The organism is Dechloromonas sp. A34, assembly GCF_026261605.1.
In the GTDB taxonomy this organism is placed as follows: domain Bacteria; phylum Pseudomonadota; class Gammaproteobacteria; order Burkholderiales; family Rhodocyclaceae; genus Azonexus.
The window spans coordinates 2,377,736-2,395,714 of record NZ_CP102486.1 but is presented as its reverse complement, the minus strand read 5'-3'; the positions used below and the strand labels follow the sequence as shown (position 1 = coordinate 2,395,714).

General features: G+C 60.8%; 16 protein-coding genes, 1 tRNA gene, 1 pseudogene and 1 riboswitch. Of the genes and pseudogenes, 7 read left to right on the top strand and 11 right to left on the bottom strand.

The window, feature by feature from the left end; genetic code table 11:
- Positions 1 to 2: 2 nt before the first annotated feature.
- The 4 genes from NQE15_RS12010 to NQE15_RS11995 form a co-directional block, all read right to left on the bottom strand.
- The gene (locus NQE15_RS12010) at positions 3 to 881 is read right to left on the bottom strand and encodes an arginase (RefSeq protein WP_265941618.1); all 879 of its coding nucleotides are present in this window, start codon (positions 879 to 881) and stop codon (positions 3 to 5) included.
- Positions 882 to 931: 50 nt separating this feature from the next.
- Complete coding sequence (locus NQE15_RS12005; RefSeq protein ID WP_265941615.1) at positions 932 to 1,942, bottom strand: J domain-containing protein; 1,011 nt, start codon at positions 1,940 to 1,942, stop codon at positions 932 to 934.
- A gap of 175 nt (positions 1,943 to 2,117) precedes the next feature.
- Entirely contained in the window at positions 2,118 to 2,450 is a 333-nt protein-coding gene (locus NQE15_RS12000) for a hypothetical protein (RefSeq protein WP_265941613.1), read from the bottom strand.
- A gap of 35 nt (positions 2,451 to 2,485) precedes the next feature.
- Positions 2,486 to 2,836 (bottom strand): hypothetical protein, encoded by a 351-nt coding sequence (locus NQE15_RS11995; protein WP_265941612.1) that lies wholly within the window; start codon positions 2,834 to 2,836, stop codon positions 2,486 to 2,488.
- Between the two features lie 345 nt (positions 2,837 to 3,181).
- Between NQE15_RS11995 and NQE15_RS11990 the strand changes: the two genes are divergently transcribed.
- The 3 genes and pseudogenes from NQE15_RS11990 to NQE15_RS24065 all read left to right on the top strand — a co-directional run bounded on the left by NQE15_RS11990 (position 3,182) and on the right by NQE15_RS24065 (position 7,284).
- Positions 3,182 to 3,778, top strand: a complete 597-nt coding sequence (locus tag NQE15_RS11990; protein WP_265941610.1) for a DUF5610 domain-containing protein — start codon at positions 3,182 to 3,184, stop codon at positions 3,776 to 3,778.
- A 163-nt stretch (positions 3,779 to 3,941) separates the two neighbouring features.
- Positions 3,942 to 4,781 (top strand): HDOD domain-containing protein, encoded by an 840-nt coding sequence (locus NQE15_RS11985; RefSeq protein WP_265941608.1) that lies wholly within the window; start codon positions 3,942 to 3,944, stop codon positions 4,779 to 4,781.
- A gap of 52 nt (positions 4,782 to 4,833) precedes the next feature.
- Positions 4,834 to 4,932: riboswitch (cyclic di-GMP riboswitch) on the top strand.
- 154 nt (positions 4,933 to 5,086) lie between these two features.
- Positions 5,087 to 7,284, top strand: a pseudogene (locus tag NQE15_RS24065) (DUF1631 family protein).
- An 83-nt stretch (positions 7,285 to 7,367) separates the two neighbouring features.
- Here the strand turns inward: NQE15_RS24065 and NQE15_RS11970 are convergent.
- The 3 genes from NQE15_RS11970 to NQE15_RS11960 form a co-directional block, all read right to left on the bottom strand.
- Positions 7,368 to 7,460: transfer RNA gene (locus tag NQE15_RS11970), tRNA-Ser, on the bottom strand.
- Between the two features lie 52 nt (positions 7,461 to 7,512).
- Positions 7,513 to 8,733: an aspartate kinase gene (locus tag NQE15_RS11965; RefSeq protein ID WP_265941604.1), complete on the bottom strand. Its 1,221-nt coding sequence runs from the start codon at positions 8,731 to 8,733 to the stop codon at positions 7,513 to 7,515.
- Positions 8,734 to 8,844: 111 nt separating this feature from the next.
- Positions 8,845 to 9,771, bottom strand: coding sequence for a histone deacetylase family protein (locus NQE15_RS11960; RefSeq protein ID WP_265941602.1), 927 nt, complete (start codon positions 9,769 to 9,771; stop codon positions 8,845 to 8,847).
- A gap of 122 nt (positions 9,772 to 9,893) precedes the next feature.
- Here NQE15_RS11960 and NQE15_RS11955 point away from each other — a divergent pair, with 122 nt between their 5' ends.
- Genes NQE15_RS11955 through mltB form a run of 4 tightly spaced genes read left to right on the top strand, consistent with a single transcriptional unit; the run spans position 9,894 to position 14,721 of the window.
- Positions 9,894 to 10,832, top strand: coding sequence for an AAA family ATPase (locus NQE15_RS11955; RefSeq protein ID WP_265941600.1), 939 nt, complete (start codon positions 9,894 to 9,896; stop codon positions 10,830 to 10,832).
- A gap of 6 nt (positions 10,833 to 10,838) precedes the next feature.
- The gene (locus NQE15_RS11950; RefSeq protein WP_265941598.1) at positions 10,839 to 11,792 is read left to right on the top strand and encodes a DUF58 domain-containing protein; all 954 of its coding nucleotides are present in this window, start codon (positions 10,839 to 10,841) and stop codon (positions 11,790 to 11,792) included.
- A complete protein-coding gene (locus tag NQE15_RS11945; RefSeq protein ID WP_265941596.1) occupies positions 11,789 to 13,720 on the top strand; it encodes a transglutaminase TgpA family protein in 1,932 nt (643 codons plus the stop codon). The genes NQE15_RS11950 and NQE15_RS11945 overlap by 4 nt, the downstream gene beginning before the upstream one ends.
- Positions 13,721 to 13,725: 5 nt before the next feature.
- On the top strand, positions 13,726 to 14,721 hold the full coding sequence (gene mltB, locus NQE15_RS11940) for a lytic murein transglycosylase B (RefSeq protein ID WP_265950260.1): 996 nt from the start codon (positions 13,726 to 13,728) through the stop codon (positions 14,719 to 14,721).
- 9 nt (positions 14,722 to 14,730) lie between these two features.
- Here the strand turns inward: mltB and rpoS are convergent, their stop codons facing one another.
- From rpoS to surE, 4 genes are read right to left on the bottom strand one after another with little or no spacing between them, the layout of a single operon-like run.
- Positions 14,731 to 15,663 carry an RNA polymerase sigma factor RpoS gene (gene rpoS, locus NQE15_RS11935; protein ID WP_265941594.1) on the bottom strand — a complete coding sequence of 311 codons (933 nt, stop codon included), beginning with the start codon at positions 15,661 to 15,663 and terminating at the stop codon, positions 14,731 to 14,733.
- Positions 15,660 to 16,520 (bottom strand): peptidoglycan DD-metalloendopeptidase family protein, encoded by an 861-nt coding sequence (locus tag NQE15_RS11930; RefSeq protein ID WP_265941592.1) that lies wholly within the window; start codon positions 16,518 to 16,520, stop codon positions 15,660 to 15,662. The genes rpoS and NQE15_RS11930 overlap by 4 nt, the downstream gene beginning before the upstream one ends.
- A 59-nt stretch (positions 16,521 to 16,579) precedes the next feature.
- Complete coding sequence (locus tag NQE15_RS11925) at positions 16,580 to 17,212, bottom strand: protein-L-isoaspartate(D-aspartate) O-methyltransferase (protein ID WP_265950065.1); 633 nt, start codon at positions 17,210 to 17,212, stop codon at positions 16,580 to 16,582.
- A 26-nt stretch (positions 17,213 to 17,238) separates the two neighbouring features.
- Positions 17,239 to 17,979, bottom strand: a complete 741-nt coding sequence (gene surE / locus NQE15_RS11920) for a 5'/3'-nucleotidase SurE (RefSeq protein ID WP_265950062.1) — start codon at positions 17,977 to 17,979, stop codon at positions 17,239 to 17,241.

The window sequence follows — 17,979 nt, the reverse complement described above, 5'->3', positions numbered from 1 at the left end:
GCTCAGCCCGCCACAGCGGGCAGGATTTCAGCAATTAGATCCGAGATCAAATCCGCGGTGACGCCCTGGCTGTCGCGGTCCGGGTTGTATTCGACGATTTCCAGCGCGCGCAGGCCGGGCAGAGCCGACAGACGCCGCACGGCGGCCAGCACATCGCCATCCCACAAGCCTTCCGGCTCGGGGCTGCCGACGCCCGGCGCCAGTCCGGGATCGATGGCGTCGAGATCGAGCGTCACCCCGAAGCCGTTCGGCGCACCGCCTACGATGGCCACTGCTTCGTCGAGACAAGCGGCAAAGCCCCGCCCCAGAATCTCGTCGCTATCGATGATCCGCACGCCCATCTGCTGTAGGAACTCGATCTCTTCCGGCTCGTAGCTACGCGGCCCCAGTACCACCGTGTGGGGCGCACTGACCTGTAGCCCCACCAAGCCGATATTGAGCAGCCGCTTGTCGCCCCGCCCCAGCAGGCAGGCCATCGGCATGCCGTGAATCGCGCCGGAGTAGCTCGTTTCCGGGGTATGGCTGTCGAGGTGGGCATCGATCCAGAGCAGGCCAACCGGCGCCCCGGCCACCCGCGCCACGCCGCTCCAGGTGCCGATGGCGACGGAATGATCGCCACCGATCACCAGCGGAAACTCGCCGGCCCGCAAGGCCAGGTCCACCTCGTCCGCCAATTGTCGACAAAGGCCAGCGATCCGCCCGGCCGCGGACATCCCCGGCCCCTCGGGGGCAAACAGGGTGCGGCCCCAATCGACTTGCGGATGGTGTTCCAACTCATGCCAGGCCTGTGAGCGATGGTAGGCCACCGGTCCGTCCGCACAGGCCCGATCCTGGGCACCGATTCCACTGGCGGCACCGATGATCCGGATTCGCTTGGTCATTGCATCACCTCCTCTCAGCCGACACTGCCGCCCTGCCTGGGCGGCAGCGCTCAGTCGAGATCGTTGGCCTGGCGCCAGGCGGCAATCTCGGGAAAACATTCGGCAAGATTGCCCATCAGCGCCCCGTCGACCTGCAACAGCAGCTTGCGCTGGGCCGCCTTGAGCTGCTGCGGGAAGACCGGCTGCAATTCGACGACCAGATCGCCGGGCGGGTTCTTGCCACGCCCCGGGTAGCCCTTGCCGACCAGACGCAGTTCGCTGCGCTCTGGGCGGCCTGCCGCCAACCGATGCGATAAGACACCGCCCAGGGTCGGCAGTTCGATCTCGCCACCGGCCAACATCTGCAGGGCACTCACCGGCATACTGAAATACAAATCCCGTCCGCGCAGTTCAAACAGCGGATGCGAACGGATCACGATGGTCAGATAGAGATCGCCAGCCGGCAATTCGTCATTGCCGGGTTCGCCTTGCCCCGCCAGGCGCAACTCGTCTCCCGCCAGCATGCCCGGAGGCACCCTGATTTCAAGACTGACGTTGGCCGTCTCGCGCCCACTGCCTGAACAATCCGGACAAATCCGTTCGCTGAAAAAGCCGCGCCCGGCACAATCCGGACAGGGAACCAGGACGCGTCTGGCGTCGTGGACCCGCCCGCTGCCATGACAGGCCTGACAAAAACGTGTCCGGGACATCCCGTATTCACCCGAACCGTCGCAGGTCGGGCAGGCCTTGCCACGGGTATAGACGATGGTCTTGCTACAGCCGGCAGCCGCCTCTTCCAAGCCTATTTCCAGATTCAGGCGAATATCGGCGGCCTTGGCGACCTCCTCCGCAGCCTCGGATTCGGCTTCAGTCTCGGCTTCACTCTCGGTATCGCCGGCTTCGTCCGCTGGCTCGACCACCATCAGATAGTCGTACGCTCCGCGGATCGCCTTGAAACGCTCGGTCGCCCCGGGATCGGTATTGCGGTCCGGATGCCAGCGCATTGCCAGGCGACGATAGGCCCGCTTGATATCAGCTGGAGAAGCCCCCTGCGGTATGCCGAGAATTGCGTAGGAATCCATTTTCAAACCGACAAAATAAAAACCCGCGTCGAGCGCGGGATTTTTTGTTTCTTTGGAGAACCCAAAGTACACCAATAAATCAGGCCTTATCGTCGATCACACCTGAATCGCCAACGGACGAATTATAGGGCATCTCGATGGTGCGGCAGTGCGTATGGGTGGATCCTCTGCCTGCTCAGCGCAGGAAGACGCCTGGTGGCTGAATCACGACAGAAGGGGGTTGCAGGAAGACAGTAGGGGGCGGCGGCAAGTAAACTGCCGGCCCCGATATCCTGACGCGATCTTCGCGGCAAACCTGCCGCTCGCGATAGCGGCCGCCACGGCCATACCAGCCCTCGACGCGGCAAGGCGACTCCCGATAACCGCCCCGATAATGATGATCGTGGTGGTGGTGATCACGATAGTGCCGACGGCCATGTCGTTCATGGTCGTCGCGGTCGGCAAATGCCGGCAGCGAAATGGCGATGGCGAAAGCAGACAAAAGCAGCTTCAGGGAACAACGCTTCATTCAAAACACCTCTGGTTCAACAGTTCGGAGTGACTTCATTTATGGCTTAGGGCTTCCTGTTCGGCCCAGAACATCGTGACTTCATCGGCTGAAATTCGCCCACGCCGAAGACCAGACTCCAGCACCTTTTGCGCATCACCCCGTCGCCCGTAGATGACATAGATTTCCGCCTCGGTCAGCGGATCGATCTCGTCGTGGTCTTTCAGCACGGAGGGAGGCTGATCTTTGGAAAAGTCCGACAGTTGCAGGCCCAGATAGGCATTGTCGGCGGCAACCGGATTTCTCCACGAACGCCTCAGCTTGAGAATTTGTAGCCAGGCAGCCAGGTTTAGGCCGACCAGGATGACGATTGATAAAGCGGATAGGGCAGTGAAATTCATGGTCATGTAGGTCTCGCCGGGAGATTCAACTCGTCACTACTCAGCAAGCGACGTGCCACAACCTAAGCAACTGATTTTAATATGGTTTTACAAACCCATTCCCGGAAAGCAGCGGCCCGCTGTCGCCATATGCCGACACTTCTACCCAAGCAATTGGCAAGTACCTGTTTTCACGCGATTCATGCCGTCTCCAGGTCACGACAAACCGACTGGCAACGGCCATGCACCCGCACGCCGGCGCTAGCTCTTTGTCCAGGGTGACCTAAGATGAGTTTGTACGGCCTACGCAAGTGGCAATCGCGAAGCAGTTACCGCTTGTATTTTCGGCGTTTAAATAGCGGGGATGTAGCCATGCTCAATCCATCAGCAAGCACCCAGTTGTATCGGACTTCAGCGTTACCGCAGGCTGAGCAATCCCGGGGCACGACCCGCTCCGGAAGCGAACGGGTTAACGCCTCGGATAACAGGAGCAATGCCCGCGATGAATTGAATGTGCAGATTCTGCAAGCCTCGGCAGAGGTCTCGCTGAAGGCCGGTGACCAGTCGCAGACATTGCTGTTTCGCAGCGCCATCGAGCGGATCAATGAACTGCTGAGCCCGACACTCGGCCCGGATGCGATTCAGGCAAAGATGGGCGATGACAACTCACCCGAGGCTACCGCCGAGCGCATTGTGTCGTTATCGACCGGTTTTTTCGACGCCTACGCCGCACAACACCCCGACGACGACCCAGGGCAGCTCGCTAAAGACTTTGTCGAGTTGATTCGCGGCGGCTTTGAAAAAGGCTTCAATGAAGCGAAAGATATCCTGCAAGGGCTAAAAGTCTTTGGCGGGGATATTGAAAGCGGCGTTATGAAAACCTACGAACTGGTCAGCAAGGGCTACGACGAGTTTCTCGCCAGCAAATTGGGCGGCGGCCAGCCAACGAAGAATCCGGACGACGCTTAGAAGCCTCGATTAGCAGGGAACAAATCCGGACAAGCAGTGCAGAGCTATCGCATCGTCTGCATCTTCGCTTACCATGGCCCTTCTGGACGATGGAAAGGCCGTCTGCGCAGGCGTCGACCGGTAACCGACCACGCCCAAATGCTCATGGACAGAGATACCGGCAATGGAAAGCAAAGAGTCGCTCCGTAAACTGATCGCCGAAGTGGAACAGGGGGAACTGGTCTTTTCGACCCATGCCCATGTCGCCCTACAGGTTCGCCTGGCGCTCGATGACCCGGACATTCATCTCGAGAAGGCGGCCAAAGTTGTCCAGGCAGAGCCCTTGCTGGCATCCCGGATTGTCGCCGTTGCCAACTCGGTGGCCTTCAACCGTTCCGGAAAACCGATATCGGATATCCGCTCTGCCGTGACACGACTCGGCATCAATCTGGTGCGCGCCTTGTCGACCGGCCTGATCATGCGGCAGATTTCAGCAACACCAACGGCGGCACACGAAACCCTCGCGTCGCGCCTATGGGAGCACAGTTCCCACGTTGCAGCCCTCTGCTACGTACTGGCACGACGGGTCAGCCATCAGAATCCAGACATGGCCATGTTTGCCGGAATTGTCCATGAGGTAGGTGGTTTCTATCTGATTTCTCGGGCGTCCGCCTACCCCGATCTCATTGACATCGGCGGCAACGAAACGTGGGCAGCAGGCGGAGAAGCACTGGTCGGCGACGCCGTATTGCGTGCCCTTGCCGTCCCGGACGACATTGCAACAGCCGTCCGGGCCCAATGGCAAGGGAATGTGACATTACCCCCGAAGAGTCTGGCCGACACACTATTTCTTGCCAATTGCCTGACGCCCATCACCAACCCATTGCAACCGGCCATATCGAGCAGCGAACATTCGGAAATGCTTGCCCTGGCCGGGCAGGTCATCGCCGATAACGCACTTGCCGCAGTACTTGAGGAGTCAAGCGAGGAACTAAATACTATAGCTGCCTCTCTCAGACTTTGATATATAGGGGTTTGATTTTTCTGGAAATGATCTAGAATCGTTTTGTGGCCTAACTGTATCAAGGCAAACCCTTCGAAAGATGGGGACGCAAAGTCACCGGTCTAACGGGTCGTATCCAAGGGATGCACCCCACGACAGCGGGACCGCCAGGCTAGGCGGAATTGACAATCCACATTCGTGCGATTGCCAATTGCGCAGATGGCAGCGCGTTTTTGATTCTTTCGCTTTCGTTGGTTTGCTGAACAGGCCCGATTTGATCGAGGTGCAGCATCGTCGTATTCTGTCTGCGACGAAGGGAGCGAGTCATGGCAACGGCCTACAGCAATGTAATCAATCTTCAACCGGGTGGTCCTCATGTGACTGCCTCGGCCAATCGTATCCTGCTCGAATGCCGGGATCTGGCTGCCCGCCGACTGCGCGAAGCGTTACGGGAAATGCTGCAAAAGGCCAGCGAGACTCTGCTCCAGCGCGCCGACATCGCCAAAGACTCCGACGAACGCCGCATGCTCCTTCGTCTTAACGACGCACTGAGCGAGAAAGGCGGTCGCCTCGAGGGACTTCTGGCAGCTCACTGGGGGCGCGAGTTCGATACGGTTTTGCGTGGGACACATAGCACGGCCTCTGGCTCTGGGAATATCCTCCTCGAGGAGATGCAAATCGTCGAGTATGGCGAGATGGACGAAGAGCTCGCCCTGAAATCTCTGGCTCGCCGACTCGACAACAAATGCGAAGGTGAACTCTATGCCCTGGGTCGCCGCTTCAATTACCTGATTGGCAAGGAAAGAGGCGCCGAGACCGAAAATCCGGCGGCTCCCGAGGTTCTTACTCGCGCCCTTCGCGGCGCCTTGCGGGAAGTGGATTTCGATCTGCACAGCCGGCTGGAGTTGTGGCACATTTTTGACGCACTAGTCGACGATCACATCGGGCCGATCTTTCACGCCATCAATGCCCAACTCTTGCAGCACAAGGTCCTGCCCGATCTGAGACGGGATTACGGACGGACCGCCAGCCACGATCCCAGCAAGGAGACAACGAAAAAAAATGCCGGCGGCGACATGTTCGCGATGCTGCAGCGTCTGGTCACTGGTTCAGGCAACACCCCCGCGACCGCGTCCCCGGCCGGAGTTATGCCGGGAATGCCGGCGACAGGCAACGCAGCAGGTCCGATGGAAGCGATGGCAGGCACAGCAGCCCCCGCCACACATGTCTGGGCCTCACTGGAAGCCTTGCAGCATGCCGCACAGGGCACGCTCACGCCCCAGTCCTCGGCAGATGGCAGCGCCAACGTTTTGTACCACTTCCGCGCCAGCGAGATTGGCCAAAGCCTTGGTCAGCTGGATGCCATTACCGTCGATATTGTCGCCATGCTTTTCGACATGATTTTCGACGACCGCGAAATTTCCGACCCGATCAAGGCCCTGGTCGGCAAACTGCAGATTCCGGTACTCAAGGTCGCGATGCTGGACCGAAGCTTCTTTTCGAGCAAGGCACATCCGACCCGCCGCCTGCTCGATCTCATCTCCAGGGCAGCGTTGCGCTGGGGCGGGAAGTCGGTCGCGACGACCCGATCTATACCAAGATCGCCGAAATCATTGACAACATACACAACAACTTCAAGCAGGACACGGCCCTCTTCGAAACGCTTTGTGACGATCTCGAGCACTTCCTGGCCGGGTACGAGGATGCGGCATCCGGCAATGTAACGCGCGCTGCACTCTTGGTCGTCCAGCGCGAACTGGACGAACTGGCCGACATGGCGGTCGACAGCGAACTGCAGCGCTGGCTGGAAAGCCCCTTACCCAGGGTGGTAAGCGATCTGCTCGATCATGAGTGGCGTTCTCTGCTGAAGCGTGTCCACCTGGAGGAAGGCCCCGGCAGCACGGCGTGGGAAAACACCTTGGCGACGGCTGGCGCTCTGGTTGAGAGTGTTCAGCCAAAGAATGACGTTCCAGAACGCCAGGCCCTGGCCCGCCAACTGCCAATGCTGATCAAGCAGCTGAGTGTGGGTTTCGACCGCGTGGAGGTGGAAGGCGAACGACGCCGTACCCTGCTCGACGCCCTCTTCCGGCTTCATGCAGCGGCCCTGCGGGGAACGGAACCACCACCGTCGGACGCCGCTGCGGAACCGGCATTACCCCCAGCGATCAGTGAGCCCCGCTTTACCAGCCAGGCGCTCGGCGATGGCGAGGTCACGGTCGAGAGCATATCGGTAAAGCTCCCCGTATCAGAGCAGCTTGCCAGCCATGAAGTCGAGGACCTGCAGCGCGGCGACTGGGTTGAATACCAGCAGCCCGACGGGAGCGCCATTCGCTATCGGCTTTCATGGATTAGCCCGCAACGAGGCATATTCCTGTTCACCAACCCGCAATCGCCGCACGCCCTTGCCGTCTCGCCCGACGCCATGAGCCTGCAAATGCAGCGCGGCGAAGTCAGGATTGTACCCACCGAACCCATTTTCGATCGCGCGCTGACGCGTACCATCGACATTCTGCAGGCCGCCTGACCAGTCGACAAATTTCGCTGAGCTCCGCAGTCAGATCACAGAAACAAAAAAGCGCCCCGAAAGGCGCTTGTTTGCTCGTTTTTTGGCGGACACGCAGGGATTCGAACCCTGGATCCAGGTTTTGCCCGGATGCACCCTTAGCAGGGGTGTGCCTTCGACCACTCGGCCACGTGTCCTTGCCTGCAACGAGGCGCGGATGATATAGCCTCCGCGCCCTTTGGTCAAACCTTACTGATCGAGACCAAACGTCCGGTGCAGAACGCGAACGGCCAGTTCCAGATATTTTTCGTCGAGGACGACGGAAATCTTGATCTCGGAGGTGGAGATCATCTGGATGTTGATGCCTTCATCGGCCAGTGCCTTGAACATCTTGCTGGCCACACCGGGGTGGGAGCGCATGCCGACGCCGACGGCGGAGACCTTGCAGATCTTGTTGTCGCCAGTCACTTCGCGGGCGCCAAGCTCAGCCTTGACCGTTTCGAGGATAGACTGGGCCTTGGCATATTCGCCGCGATTGACGGTAAACGAGAAATCTGTCGTGCTGTCATGACCGACATTCTGGATGATCATATCGACGTCGATGTTGGCGTCGGCAATGGCACCCAGAATCTGGTAGGCGATGCCCGGCTTGTCCGGCACACCGAGGACAGTCAGCTTGGCTTCGTCGCGGTTGAAGGCGATGCCGGAGATGATCGGTTGTTCCATGTTCTTGTCTTCCTCAACAGTGATCAGCGTACCTTCCCCTTCGTCCTGGAAGCTGGAAAGAACGCGCAGTTTGACCTTGTACTTGCCGGCGAATTCTACCGAGCGGATCTGCAGCACCTTGGAGCCGAGGCTGGCCATTTCCAGCATTTCTTCGAAGGTGATGGTGTCGAGCTTCTTGGCTTCCGGCACGACACGCGGGTCGGTCGTGTAGACGCCATCGACGTCAGTATAGATCTGGCACTCGTCGGCCTTCAGCGCCGCGGCCAGCGCCACGCCGGAGGTATCGGAACCGCCACGACCGAGCGTGGTGATGTTGCCGTCGGCATCGACGCCCTGGAAACCGGCGACGACAACCACATTACCGGCATCGAGATCACGCCGCATGTTGGCTTCGTCAATCGACAGGATGCGCGCCTTGGTGTGGGTACTGTCGGTCAGCACCTTGACCTGGCCGCCGGTGTAGCTCTTGGCCTGGCAACCGATATCCTTCAGGGCCATGGCCAGCAGACCGATGGTGACTTGCTCGCCGGTGGACATGATCATGTCCAGCTCGCGCGGATCGGGGTTGGCCTGAACTTCCTTGGCCAGGGCAATCAGCTTGTTGGTCTCGCCACTCATCGCGGAGACGACTACCACCACCTGATGCCCCTGAGCCTGGAACTTGGCAATACGTTTGGCGACGTTCTTGATACGCTCGGGATTACCGACCGAAGTGCCGCCATATTTCTGAACAATCAACGCCATGGATTTGTCCGGTTAAACGTTAGAAACATGAAAAAGTGGGCCGGATTTTACCCCAGCCCCACTTTTTTCCAAAGAAAGATGCGCCTAGTACCATGAACCCGGAGGCTGGTACTAGAGATCGGCCAGCGCCCGCAAATGCGCACCAACGCTACGCGCCAGCGAGGTCATCACATACCCGCCTTCCAGCACCGAGACGATACGCTTCTGGCACATTTCGGCGGCCAGTTTTTTGACATGCTCGGTACACCAGCCGAAATCCTTTTCGAGCAGCTTGAGCCCCCCCATGTCGTCTTCGTAGTGACCATCGAAGCCCGCCGATATCAGGATCATCTGCGGCTTGAATTCCTTCAGGCGCGGCGTCCACACCTGTAGCACGGCATCGCGGAACTCCTCGCCGCCGCAACCGGCGGCAAGCGGCACGTTGCACATATTGGCGGCCGGCTTTTCAGCCCCGCTATACGGGTAGAACGGATGCTGGAAGATGCTGCACATCAGCACCTGCTCGTCGCCGGCAAAGCAGTCCTCGGTACCGTTGCCATGGTGCACGTCGAAGTCGATGATGGCGACGCGCTCCAAGCCATGCACCTTGAGTGCATGACGAGCGGCAACCGCCACATTGTTGAAAAAGCAGAATCCCATCGGATTACTCTTCTCGGCATGGTGACCGGGGGGACGCACTGCGCAGAAGGCGTTTTCGCATTCTCCACTCATCACCAGATCGACCGCCAGACAACCAGCACCAGCGGCCCGCAGAGCAGCCTGCCAGGTGTGCGGATTCATTGCGGTATCGGGATCAAGGTGCACGACACCGGCCTCCGGCGAGGCCCGCTTGATGCGCTCGAGATGCGAGGCGGGATGGACACGCATCAGCTGCTCGAAGGTGGCCAGCGGCGCGTCGTGGTAGACGAAATAGGCATCGATCCCCTGGGCAATCAGGTGATCATTGATGGCAGTGAGACGTTGCGGGCACTCGGGGTGATGCGAACCCATATCGTGCAACAAGCAGTCGCGATGGGTGATGAAAGCAGTGGTTGTCACTTGTTCTTCTCTCTCTGCGAAGCGGCGCACGAAGAGCGCACGTCGAAATGGCATTATCGTCTCATTCGCCACGCAGCTTCAAGCATTAGAATTCGTTCCAATACTCAACAAGGAAAACCGGCATGTTCGGCTCCCCGCTCCCCGCACGCCACCGCCCTTTCGACGCAGTTCTCGCCCGGGCTGGCCAGATCATCCTGGGCAAAGACGGTGAAATCCGTCAGGCGTTGGCCTGCCTGTTGGCCGGCGGACATCTGCTGATCGAGGATCTGCCAGGAATGGGCAAGACGACGCTGGCCCACACCCTGGCCCGCCTGCTCGGGCTGCGCTTCTCGCGCATCCAGTTCACCAGTGACCTGCTGCCGGCCGACATCACGGGGGTCTCGATTTTCGATCGAGTGACGAGCGAATTCCGCTTCCTGCCCGGTCCGATCTTCGCGCAACTGGTACTCGCCGACGAGATCAACCGCGCCACGCCGAAAACCCAGAGCGCACTGCTCGAGGCGATGGAAGAATGCCAGGTCACCGCGGAAGGCCAGACGCGCGACCTGCCCCGCCCGTTCTTCGTGATCGCCACCCAGAACCCGGCCCACCAGATCGGCACCTTTCCGCTGCCCGAATCCCAGCTCGACCGTTTCCTGATGCGCATCGAACTGGGTTACCCGGACCGCGCCGCCGAACGCGCCCTGCTCACTTCAGGCAGCCAGCGCCAACAGGCCGATCAATTGGAAACCGCCTTCGACGCCGAGGCGCTTCCCGCACTGCAGAAGGAAGTTGCCGGCATCCATGCGGCAGGACCGCTAATCGATTACGTCCAGGCCCTGATCGAAGCCACCCGGCTGAACCCGAGCTTTCAGCATGGCCTGTCGCCGCGCGCCGGCCTCGCCCTGCTTGCTGCCGCCCGTGCCTGGGCCTGGCTGGCCGGACGCGACATGGTACTACCCGATGACGTTCAGGCCGTCCTCCCGGCGGTTGCCCGCCACCGCCTGCGCTCGGCACAGGGTAGCGGCTTCGCCAACCGCGAAGACATTGCCACGCTGCTACGCAGTGTCGCCATTCCCTAGCCGGCCGTGGGCCTCGTCGCCAAACTGCAACAACAACTCTTCCGCTGGCAGAGCGACGGTACGGCACCCTTGCGCCTCGGCCAGCGCCGGGTTTTCATCATCCCGACGCGAGCCGGCCTGCTCTTCGCGCTGGCACTGGTGGTCATGCAACTCGGTGCAATCAATTACACCCTCGCCCTGGGTCATGCGCTGGTTTTCCTGCTTGCCGGACTGGGCCTCACCGGCATGGTGCACACCTTCCGCAACCTGTACGGACTGGTCATCACGCCGGGCCGCTGTGAACCGGTCTTCGCCGGCGAAACGGCCCATTTCCAGATCAGCCTCAGCAATGACCGGGCGGCACCCCGTCTCGCCCTCGAACTCGAAGGCGAACTGGACAAAGCGGTAACCACTGCACTCGATACCCGGGCGAGCGCCACCATCGCCATTCCCATCGCTGCCCGGCAACGCGGCTGGCTCGAACTGCCCCGCGTCCGCCTGTCGAGCCGCTATCCGCTCGGCCTGTTCGTCGCCTGGAGCTACCTGCAGCCGGCCATGCGGTGTCTGGTTTACCCGCAACCGATCGCGTCGCCCTTGCCGGCCCAGTCGCCAACGCCTTCCGGCGGCGAACATAGCGGCGACGCCGGGCAGGAGGATTTCGCCGGCTTCCGGGAGCGCCAGCCCGCCGACTCACCGCGCCATGTCGCCTGGAAGGCCAGCGCCCGCGACGCGGGCGAACGGCCGTTGCTGATCAAGCAGTTTGCCGGCGGCGCCCAGGTCGAACTGCAACTCGACTGGCAATTGACCGATCCGGCCCTGCCGCTCGAAGCCCGGCTGTCGCAGATGGCCGGCTGGGTTCTCGCAGCCCAGGGAGAAGGCTGCAGCTACGGCTTGCAATTGCCCGGCCACTCAATTCCGCCAGGCAACGGCGCAGCCCAGCAACACCGCTGCCTCGAAGCCCTAGCCCTATTTCAGCCATGAGCACCGCGGCCCGCGAAGCGCTCGACCACAAGGCCGTCCCCTGGCTTTTTGCGGCAGCGCTGGTCACTATTGCCCCGCACTTCGAGCATCAACCGCTCTGGCTCTCCGCCTTTGCCGGGCTGATGCTGTTCTGGGGCGGCTGGCTGTGGTGGCAGGACCAGCGCCTGCCCGGTCGCTGGCTGTTGTTGCTTCTCGTCATTGCAGGCTGCGCCGGCATCTATGCCGAATTCCGCACGCTGTTCGGGCGCGATGCCGGGGTCAGCATGCTGGTCGTCTTCATGGCGATGAAACTGCTCGAACTGAAAAGCCGGCGCGATGGCGTGGTCGTCGTTAACCTCGGCTATTTCCTGCTGCTTACCCACTACTTTTACTCGCAAAGCATCCCGACCGGACTCTGGTTGCTGAGCGCCATGTGGATCGTTACGGGCACACTGATTCGCCTCTACGGCGGCCCCGGGGCAACGCTTCGTCACACACTGCGCTACGCCGGACTGCTTTGCGTTCAGGCCATGCCTTTCATGCTCGTGCTCTACCTGCTTTTTCCGCGCATCACCGGACCGCTCTGGGGGCTGCCCCAGGATGCCCACGCCGGCAAGACCGGGCTGTCCGAAACGATGACGCCGGGGATGATCGCCAATCTGGCGCAGAGTAGCGAGATCGCCTTCCGGGTCCGTTTCGACGGCGAGATTCCGGCCAGGGACAAGCTCTACTGGCGCGGTCCGGTACTCGAAAATTTCGACGGTGCCACCTGGCGGCCGCTTACCGCTCGCCACCCGCTACGCATCGAGACAATCTCGGCGCCGATCACCTACGAAACCACGCTCGAAGCCCATAGCCAGCGCTGGCTGCTGGCCCTCGACGCCACTACCGGCCTGCCGCCGGAAACCGCCCTCAGTGGCACCCTGACCGCCACCAGCCGGCAACCGGTGACCAGCCGTCAACGCTTCCGGCTCGTATCGAGCCTCGACTACCGCTTCAACACGACTGAAGAGGCCACAGTAATCCGCCGCAATCTGGCACTACCGGGCAACAGCAATCCGCAGGCCCGCCGCCTCGCCGACAGCTGGCGGGCCACGGCCAAAACGCCTGACGCCATGATCGGGCAGGCCCTCGCGCTGTTCGCCAACGAGTTTTCCTACACCTTGCAGCCGCCCCTGCTCGGAGCGAACAGCGTCGACGACTTCCTCTTTCGTACCCGGCGCGGCTTCTGCGAACATTTCGCTGCCGCCTTTGTCGTCCTGATGCGAAGCGCCGGCATCCCTGCACGCGTGGTAACCGGCTACCAGGGTGGCGAACGCAATCCGGTTGATGGCTACCTTGTCGTCCGCCAGTCCGATGCTCACGCCTGGGCCGAAGTCTGGCTGGAAAACCGCGGCTGGGTGCGCATCGACCCAACGGCGGCGGTCTCGCCGGCCCGCATCGAGACCGGCATCGCCGATGCCCTGCCGGCCGGGGAAGCCCTGCCCGGCCTGATTCAACTACGTAGCACCTGGCTGCGCACGCTGCGTTACCGCTGGGAAGCCATCAACAACGCCTGGAATCAGCAAATCCTCGGCTACGATCCGCAGCGCCAGCGCGAGCTGCTCGCCCGCCTCGGCCTACCCGATGTTGACTGGCGCAACCTGGCCACCTTGCTCGGCCTGGCGACCGGCCTGCTGATTGCCGCCACCACCGCTTGGGCGCTCTACCAGAAACCGCGCCACGACCCGGCCAGCCGTCTGTGGCACAAAGCCCTGCGACATCTGGCCAGCCGGCAGGTAAACTGCGCGCCTTGGGAAACGCCGCTTGCTTTAGCCCGCCGTGTACAACATCAACACCCTGGGCTGGCGGAACCGTTCAACCGGGTCGTCGAGGCTTACCTTCAGGCCCGCTACGGCACCAATCACGATTTGAAAAACTTGCGCGAGGCAATCGCGCGACTTCCCTGATGGAGATGAATTTGAAGCACACCTTCGGCGCCCTGCTACTCGCCGCCTTTTCAGGTTTCGCAGTGGCCTCGGCCAACACGCAGAGCTTTGCAAGCGATCCGGCCGTCATCGATTTTGCCATTGACCTTGAACAACGCCATGGCTTCAAGGCCGACGAACTGCTCGCCCAATTCGCCAGTACCCGGCCCAACGCCAGGGTTCTGCAACTGATCAAACCGCCCGCCTCTCCCTTGCAACGTTCATGGGAGCGCTATCGCTCACGTTTTCTGAATGATCGACGCATCGAAGGCGGCGTCGGCTTCTGGCTGGAAAACCGCGCCAGCCTGATCCGGGCCAGCGCGATCTACGGCGTGCCGGCTGAAATCATTGTCGCCATCATCGGCGTCGAAACCGAATACGGTCGCAATACCGGCGGCTTCGGAGTCCTCGAAGCCCTGGCGACGCTGGCTTTTCACTATCCGCGCCGGGCCGAGTTTTTCCGTACCGAGCTAGAGCAATTCCTGCTGCTGACCCGTGAGAATCAGTTGGACCCGCTCGCCGTCAAGGGATCGTTTGCCGGCGCGATTGGTATCCCGCAGTTCATGCCCGGTAGCCAGCGCCGATACGCCGTGGATTTCGACGGCGACCAGCGAATCGACCTGAGCAACAGCGTTGCCGATGCCATCGGCAGTGTTGCCCGCTTTCTCGAACAGCACGGCTGGCAGGCCGGACAGGCGGTCGCCTACCCGGCCCACACTGTCGGCGAGCCCGAACCCGGCCTGATCGAGGCCGGCATCCAGCCCAGCCTGAAGGTGGCCGAGCTGGCCGAGAAGGGGATACTCAGCGACGCCGACCCGCAGGCGACGGTTGCCCTGCTCGATCTGACATCACCGAACCAAACCACGGAGTATTGGCTAGGACTCAACAATTTCTATGTGATCACCCGCTACAACCGATCCACTTTTTACGCCATGTCGGTATTCCAACTGGCCGAGGAAATCCGCCAGCGGATGCCGCAGTGAAGGGCTTGGCTACAGCAGGGAGTCCCGCGAAATATTCCCGCGCTTGATGATCTTGCGCATGCGGTCCAGACCCTCCATCTGGATCTGCCGAACGCGTTCGCGGGTCAGGCCGAGATCGGTGGCGATCACGTCGAGCGTCGCCACATCCACGCCGTTCAGCCCGTAGCGCCGCTCGATGACGATGCGCTGGCGCTCGGTCAACTGGTCCAGCCAGTCGCCAAGGAGAGAGTCGACCTCGCTCGATTGCAGCAAGGATTCGGGATCGCCGCCGGTATCGTCGGCAATCACTTCCGCCATGGTCCGATTGGGGTCAATTTCGAGCGGCGCGTCGAGCGAGGCGATGTGTTCGTTCAGCGAGAGGATGCGCCGGACATCGTCCTCTGTACGGTCTAGCAGCGCCGCGATACGCTCCACGGTCGAATCCCGTCGATCGGCCGATTCCAGGTGACGCATGGCGCGCAGGACGAGATTGATTTCCTTGACGACATGGACCGGCAGCCGGATGGTTCGCGACTGGTTCATGATGCCGCGCTCGATGCTTTGCCGTATCCACCAGGTGGCGTAGGTCGAAAAACGGAACCCGCGCTCCGGGTCGAACTTTTCCAGCGCATGGATCAGTCCGAGGTTGCCTTCTTCGATCAGATCGAGCAAAGGAATGCCGCGGTTCAGGTAATGCTTGGCGATATTCACAACGAGCCGGAGATTATGCTCGATCATCCGTTGCCGGGCGGAAAAATCGCCGGTGCGCACCAGACGCGTCGTCGCCAGCTCATCTGCTGGGGTCAGCAGCGGCTTGGCCCCGATCTCATTCAGGTAGAGCTGGGTGACGTCTTCGAGAAGCTCGACCTCCGGAGCGAGCGCTTCGGGTTCGGGGACCAGCACGGATTCGTCCGGCTGACCTTCGAACTCCTCATCATCCAGGCCCTCTCCCGAATCGCTCATCTTTTGGGCAGGTATTGGGCTGGGTCGACAGGCTTGCCCTGCTTACGTATCTCGAAGTGCAACTTAACCGAATCCGCATCAGTGTTGCCCATTTCGGCAATCTTCTGACCGCGGCTGACCTGCTGGCCTTCCTTGACGAGAATCTTCCGGTTGTGGGCATAGGCTGACAGGAAGGTCGCATTGTGCTTGACGATCACCAATTCGCCGTAGCCGCGCAGACCAGCACCGGCGTATACGACCTTGCCATCGCCAGCGGCGATGACGGGATCGCCGGCTCGACCGGAGAAATCCAGGCCCTTGCTGCCCGCTTCGCTGTAGCTCGCCACCACTTTGCCTGACGACGGCCACAACCAGGGTACATCGTCGGGACCAGCGGTCGCCGCCGGCACGGTCGAAGCCGGATCCGGCTTCGCCTCAACCCGGGAATCCGGCGCCAAGGCGAACTGCTCGCCGTTTTTGTTCAGGCGGGCATAGGCCTCATCGGAATAAGGCTCCTTGCCAACCCGAGGCTCGCGCTTGACCGATCCATTGCCGGGCATTGTGGTCGTTGCCTGAGCTACCGGCTGATCGAGCGATCGCGACTCAACCACATCCCCGGAAGCAACCGGATTCGCCACTACGGCCCCGCCACTCTCGGGCGCGCTCGGCGGGGCAACCCGCAGAACCTGCCCCTCCTTGATCGAAGAAGGATTGACGATATTGTTCCAGCCCGCAACATCCCGGTAATCTTGGCCATTTTCGAGCGCAATGCGATACAGGGTATCGCCTCGCTTCACCGTGTAGTAACCCGGCCCGGACGGCTGGCCACCAATTGCTGCCCGCGATTGGGCGGTGGCGTTGCGATCGATCGCCGGCACCGGCTGTTGCGAGCACGCAGCAAGCAGCAGACTAGGTAAAACTAAGGCAATCAGTCGAATCATTGCGTTCCTGCGAGAAGAGGGACGAACCGGACCGCATCCAGCCGCGTTTCGGCATATCCCTGAGGGGTTCGTTCAATGAAGCTAAGATACTGCTCCGTCGTCCCAACTGGCAAGACCAGTCGGCCACCGAGCGCCAGCTGTTCGAGTAGCGCCTGCGGCACTTTGGTTCCGGCAGCAGCGACAATAATACTGTCAAAAGGCGCCGCTTCGGGCAAGCCGAACTGGCCGTCAGCATGCTTCAGCCGTACATTGAACTGCTGCAAAGTCCGCATGTGCAACTTGGCCTTTTCGAGCAGGGGACCAAGACGCTCGACTGCATACACCTCATTGGTCAACTGGGCCAGCACGGCAGCTTGGTAGCCACAACCCGCCCCAACCTCCAAGGTCTTTCCCAAGCCTGCACGACCGTTCAGCAGCAACTCAATCATCCGCGCCACAACAAAAGGCTGCGAAATGGTCTGCCCCATGCCCAGCGGCAAGGCGGTATCTTCGTAGGCCCGCGAGGCCAGCGCTTCCTCGACGAAAACATGGCGCGGCACCGCCGCCATGGCGGTCAAAACGGACTCGTTACGAATCCCTTTCTCGCGCAGGCGCTCGATCATGCGGGCCCGGGTGCGTTGCGAAGTCATTCCAATTCCGTGCAACACGCTGGCAGTCACTTCATCCAATGACAAACGGCATTCAATTGTGCCGTATGAGTCAGATCTATTTGCAAGGGAGTTATCGAAACGAAACCACGATCGACCGCATTGAAATCGGTACCGGCCCCAGAATCAGCCGCCGCCCCCGCCGCGCCGACCCAATAAACCGTTTCATTGCGCGGCGAAATCATTTTGACGACCGGCTCGGCTTTATGCCGACGCCCGAGCCGGGTAACCTCCATCCCGCGTAATTCAGCATGGGGTCTATCCGGCACATTGACATTGAGTAACACCGGCTCATTGATCGGGTTACGAATAAAACGCTCGACCAATTCCCGCGCAACGAGACCTGCCGAATCAAAATTATTGCCTTCGAAACTGGTCAACGAAATGGCAATCGAAGGAATACCCAGCAAGAAACCTTCAGTCGCCGCCGCGACCGTCCCCGAATAAATCGTATCGTCGCCCATGTTGGCACCGAGGTTGATTCCGGAAACAATAATATCCGGCAAGTTATCCAGCATGCCGGTAACTGCCAGGTGGACGCAATCGGTTGGCGTCCCATTCACAAAATGGAACCCATTGGCCGCCTGTTTCAGAAACAAGGGCCGATCCAGCGTCAGGGAATTGCTCGCCCCGCTGCGATTCTGTTCGGGAGCAACGACAACGATTTCCCCCAACCCGGTCAGAGCCTCTGCCAGCGCGGCAAGCCCGGGCGCGAAATAACCGTCGTCGTTACTCAGCAGAATGCGCAT

Excerpts from the sequence above, each read along its gene's own strand:
- NQE15_RS12010 (WP_265941618.1), bottom strand. The coding sequence starts at position 881 with ATGACCAAGCGAATCCGGATCATCGGTGCCGCCAGTGGAATCGGTGCC.
- NQE15_RS12005 (WP_265941615.1), bottom strand. The coding sequence starts at position 1,942 with ATGGATTCCTACGCAATTCTCGGCATACCGCAGGGGGCTTCTCCAGCT.
- NQE15_RS12000 (WP_265941613.1), bottom strand. The coding sequence starts at position 2,450 with ATGAAGCGTTGTTCCCTGAAGCTGCTTTTGTCTGCTTTCGCCATCGCC.
- NQE15_RS11995 (WP_265941612.1), bottom strand. The coding sequence starts at position 2,836 with ATGACCATGAATTTCACTGCCCTATCCGCTTTATCAATCGTCATCCTG.
- NQE15_RS11990 (WP_265941610.1), top strand. The coding sequence starts at position 3,182 with ATGCTCAATCCATCAGCAAGCACCCAGTTGTATCGGACTTCAGCGTTA.
- NQE15_RS11985 (WP_265941608.1), top strand. The coding sequence starts at position 3,942 with ATGGAAAGCAAAGAGTCGCTCCGTAAACTGATCGCCGAAGTGGAACAG.
- NQE15_RS11965 (WP_265941604.1), bottom strand. The coding sequence starts at position 8,733 with ATGGCGTTGATTGTTCAGAAATATGGCGGCACTTCGGTCGGTAATCCC.
- NQE15_RS11955 (WP_265941600.1), top strand. The coding sequence starts at position 9,894 with ATGTTCGGCTCCCCGCTCCCCGCACGCCACCGCCCTTTCGACGCAGTT.
- NQE15_RS11945 (WP_265941596.1), top strand. The coding sequence starts at position 11,789 with ATGAGCACCGCGGCCCGCGAAGCGCTCGACCACAAGGCCGTCCCCTGG.
- mltB (WP_265950260.1), top strand. The coding sequence starts at position 13,726 with ATGAATTTGAAGCACACCTTCGGCGCCCTGCTACTCGCCGCCTTTTCA.
- rpoS (WP_265941594.1), bottom strand. The coding sequence starts at position 15,663 with ATGAGCGATTCGGGAGAGGGCCTGGATGATGAGGAGTTCGAAGGTCAG.
- NQE15_RS11925 (WP_265950065.1), bottom strand. The coding sequence starts at position 17,212 with ATGACTTCGCAACGCACCCGGGCCCGCATGATCGAGCGCCTGCGCGAG.
- surE (WP_265950062.1), bottom strand. The coding sequence starts at position 17,979 with ATGCGCATTCTGCTGAGTAACGACGACGGTTATTTCGCGCCCGGGCTT.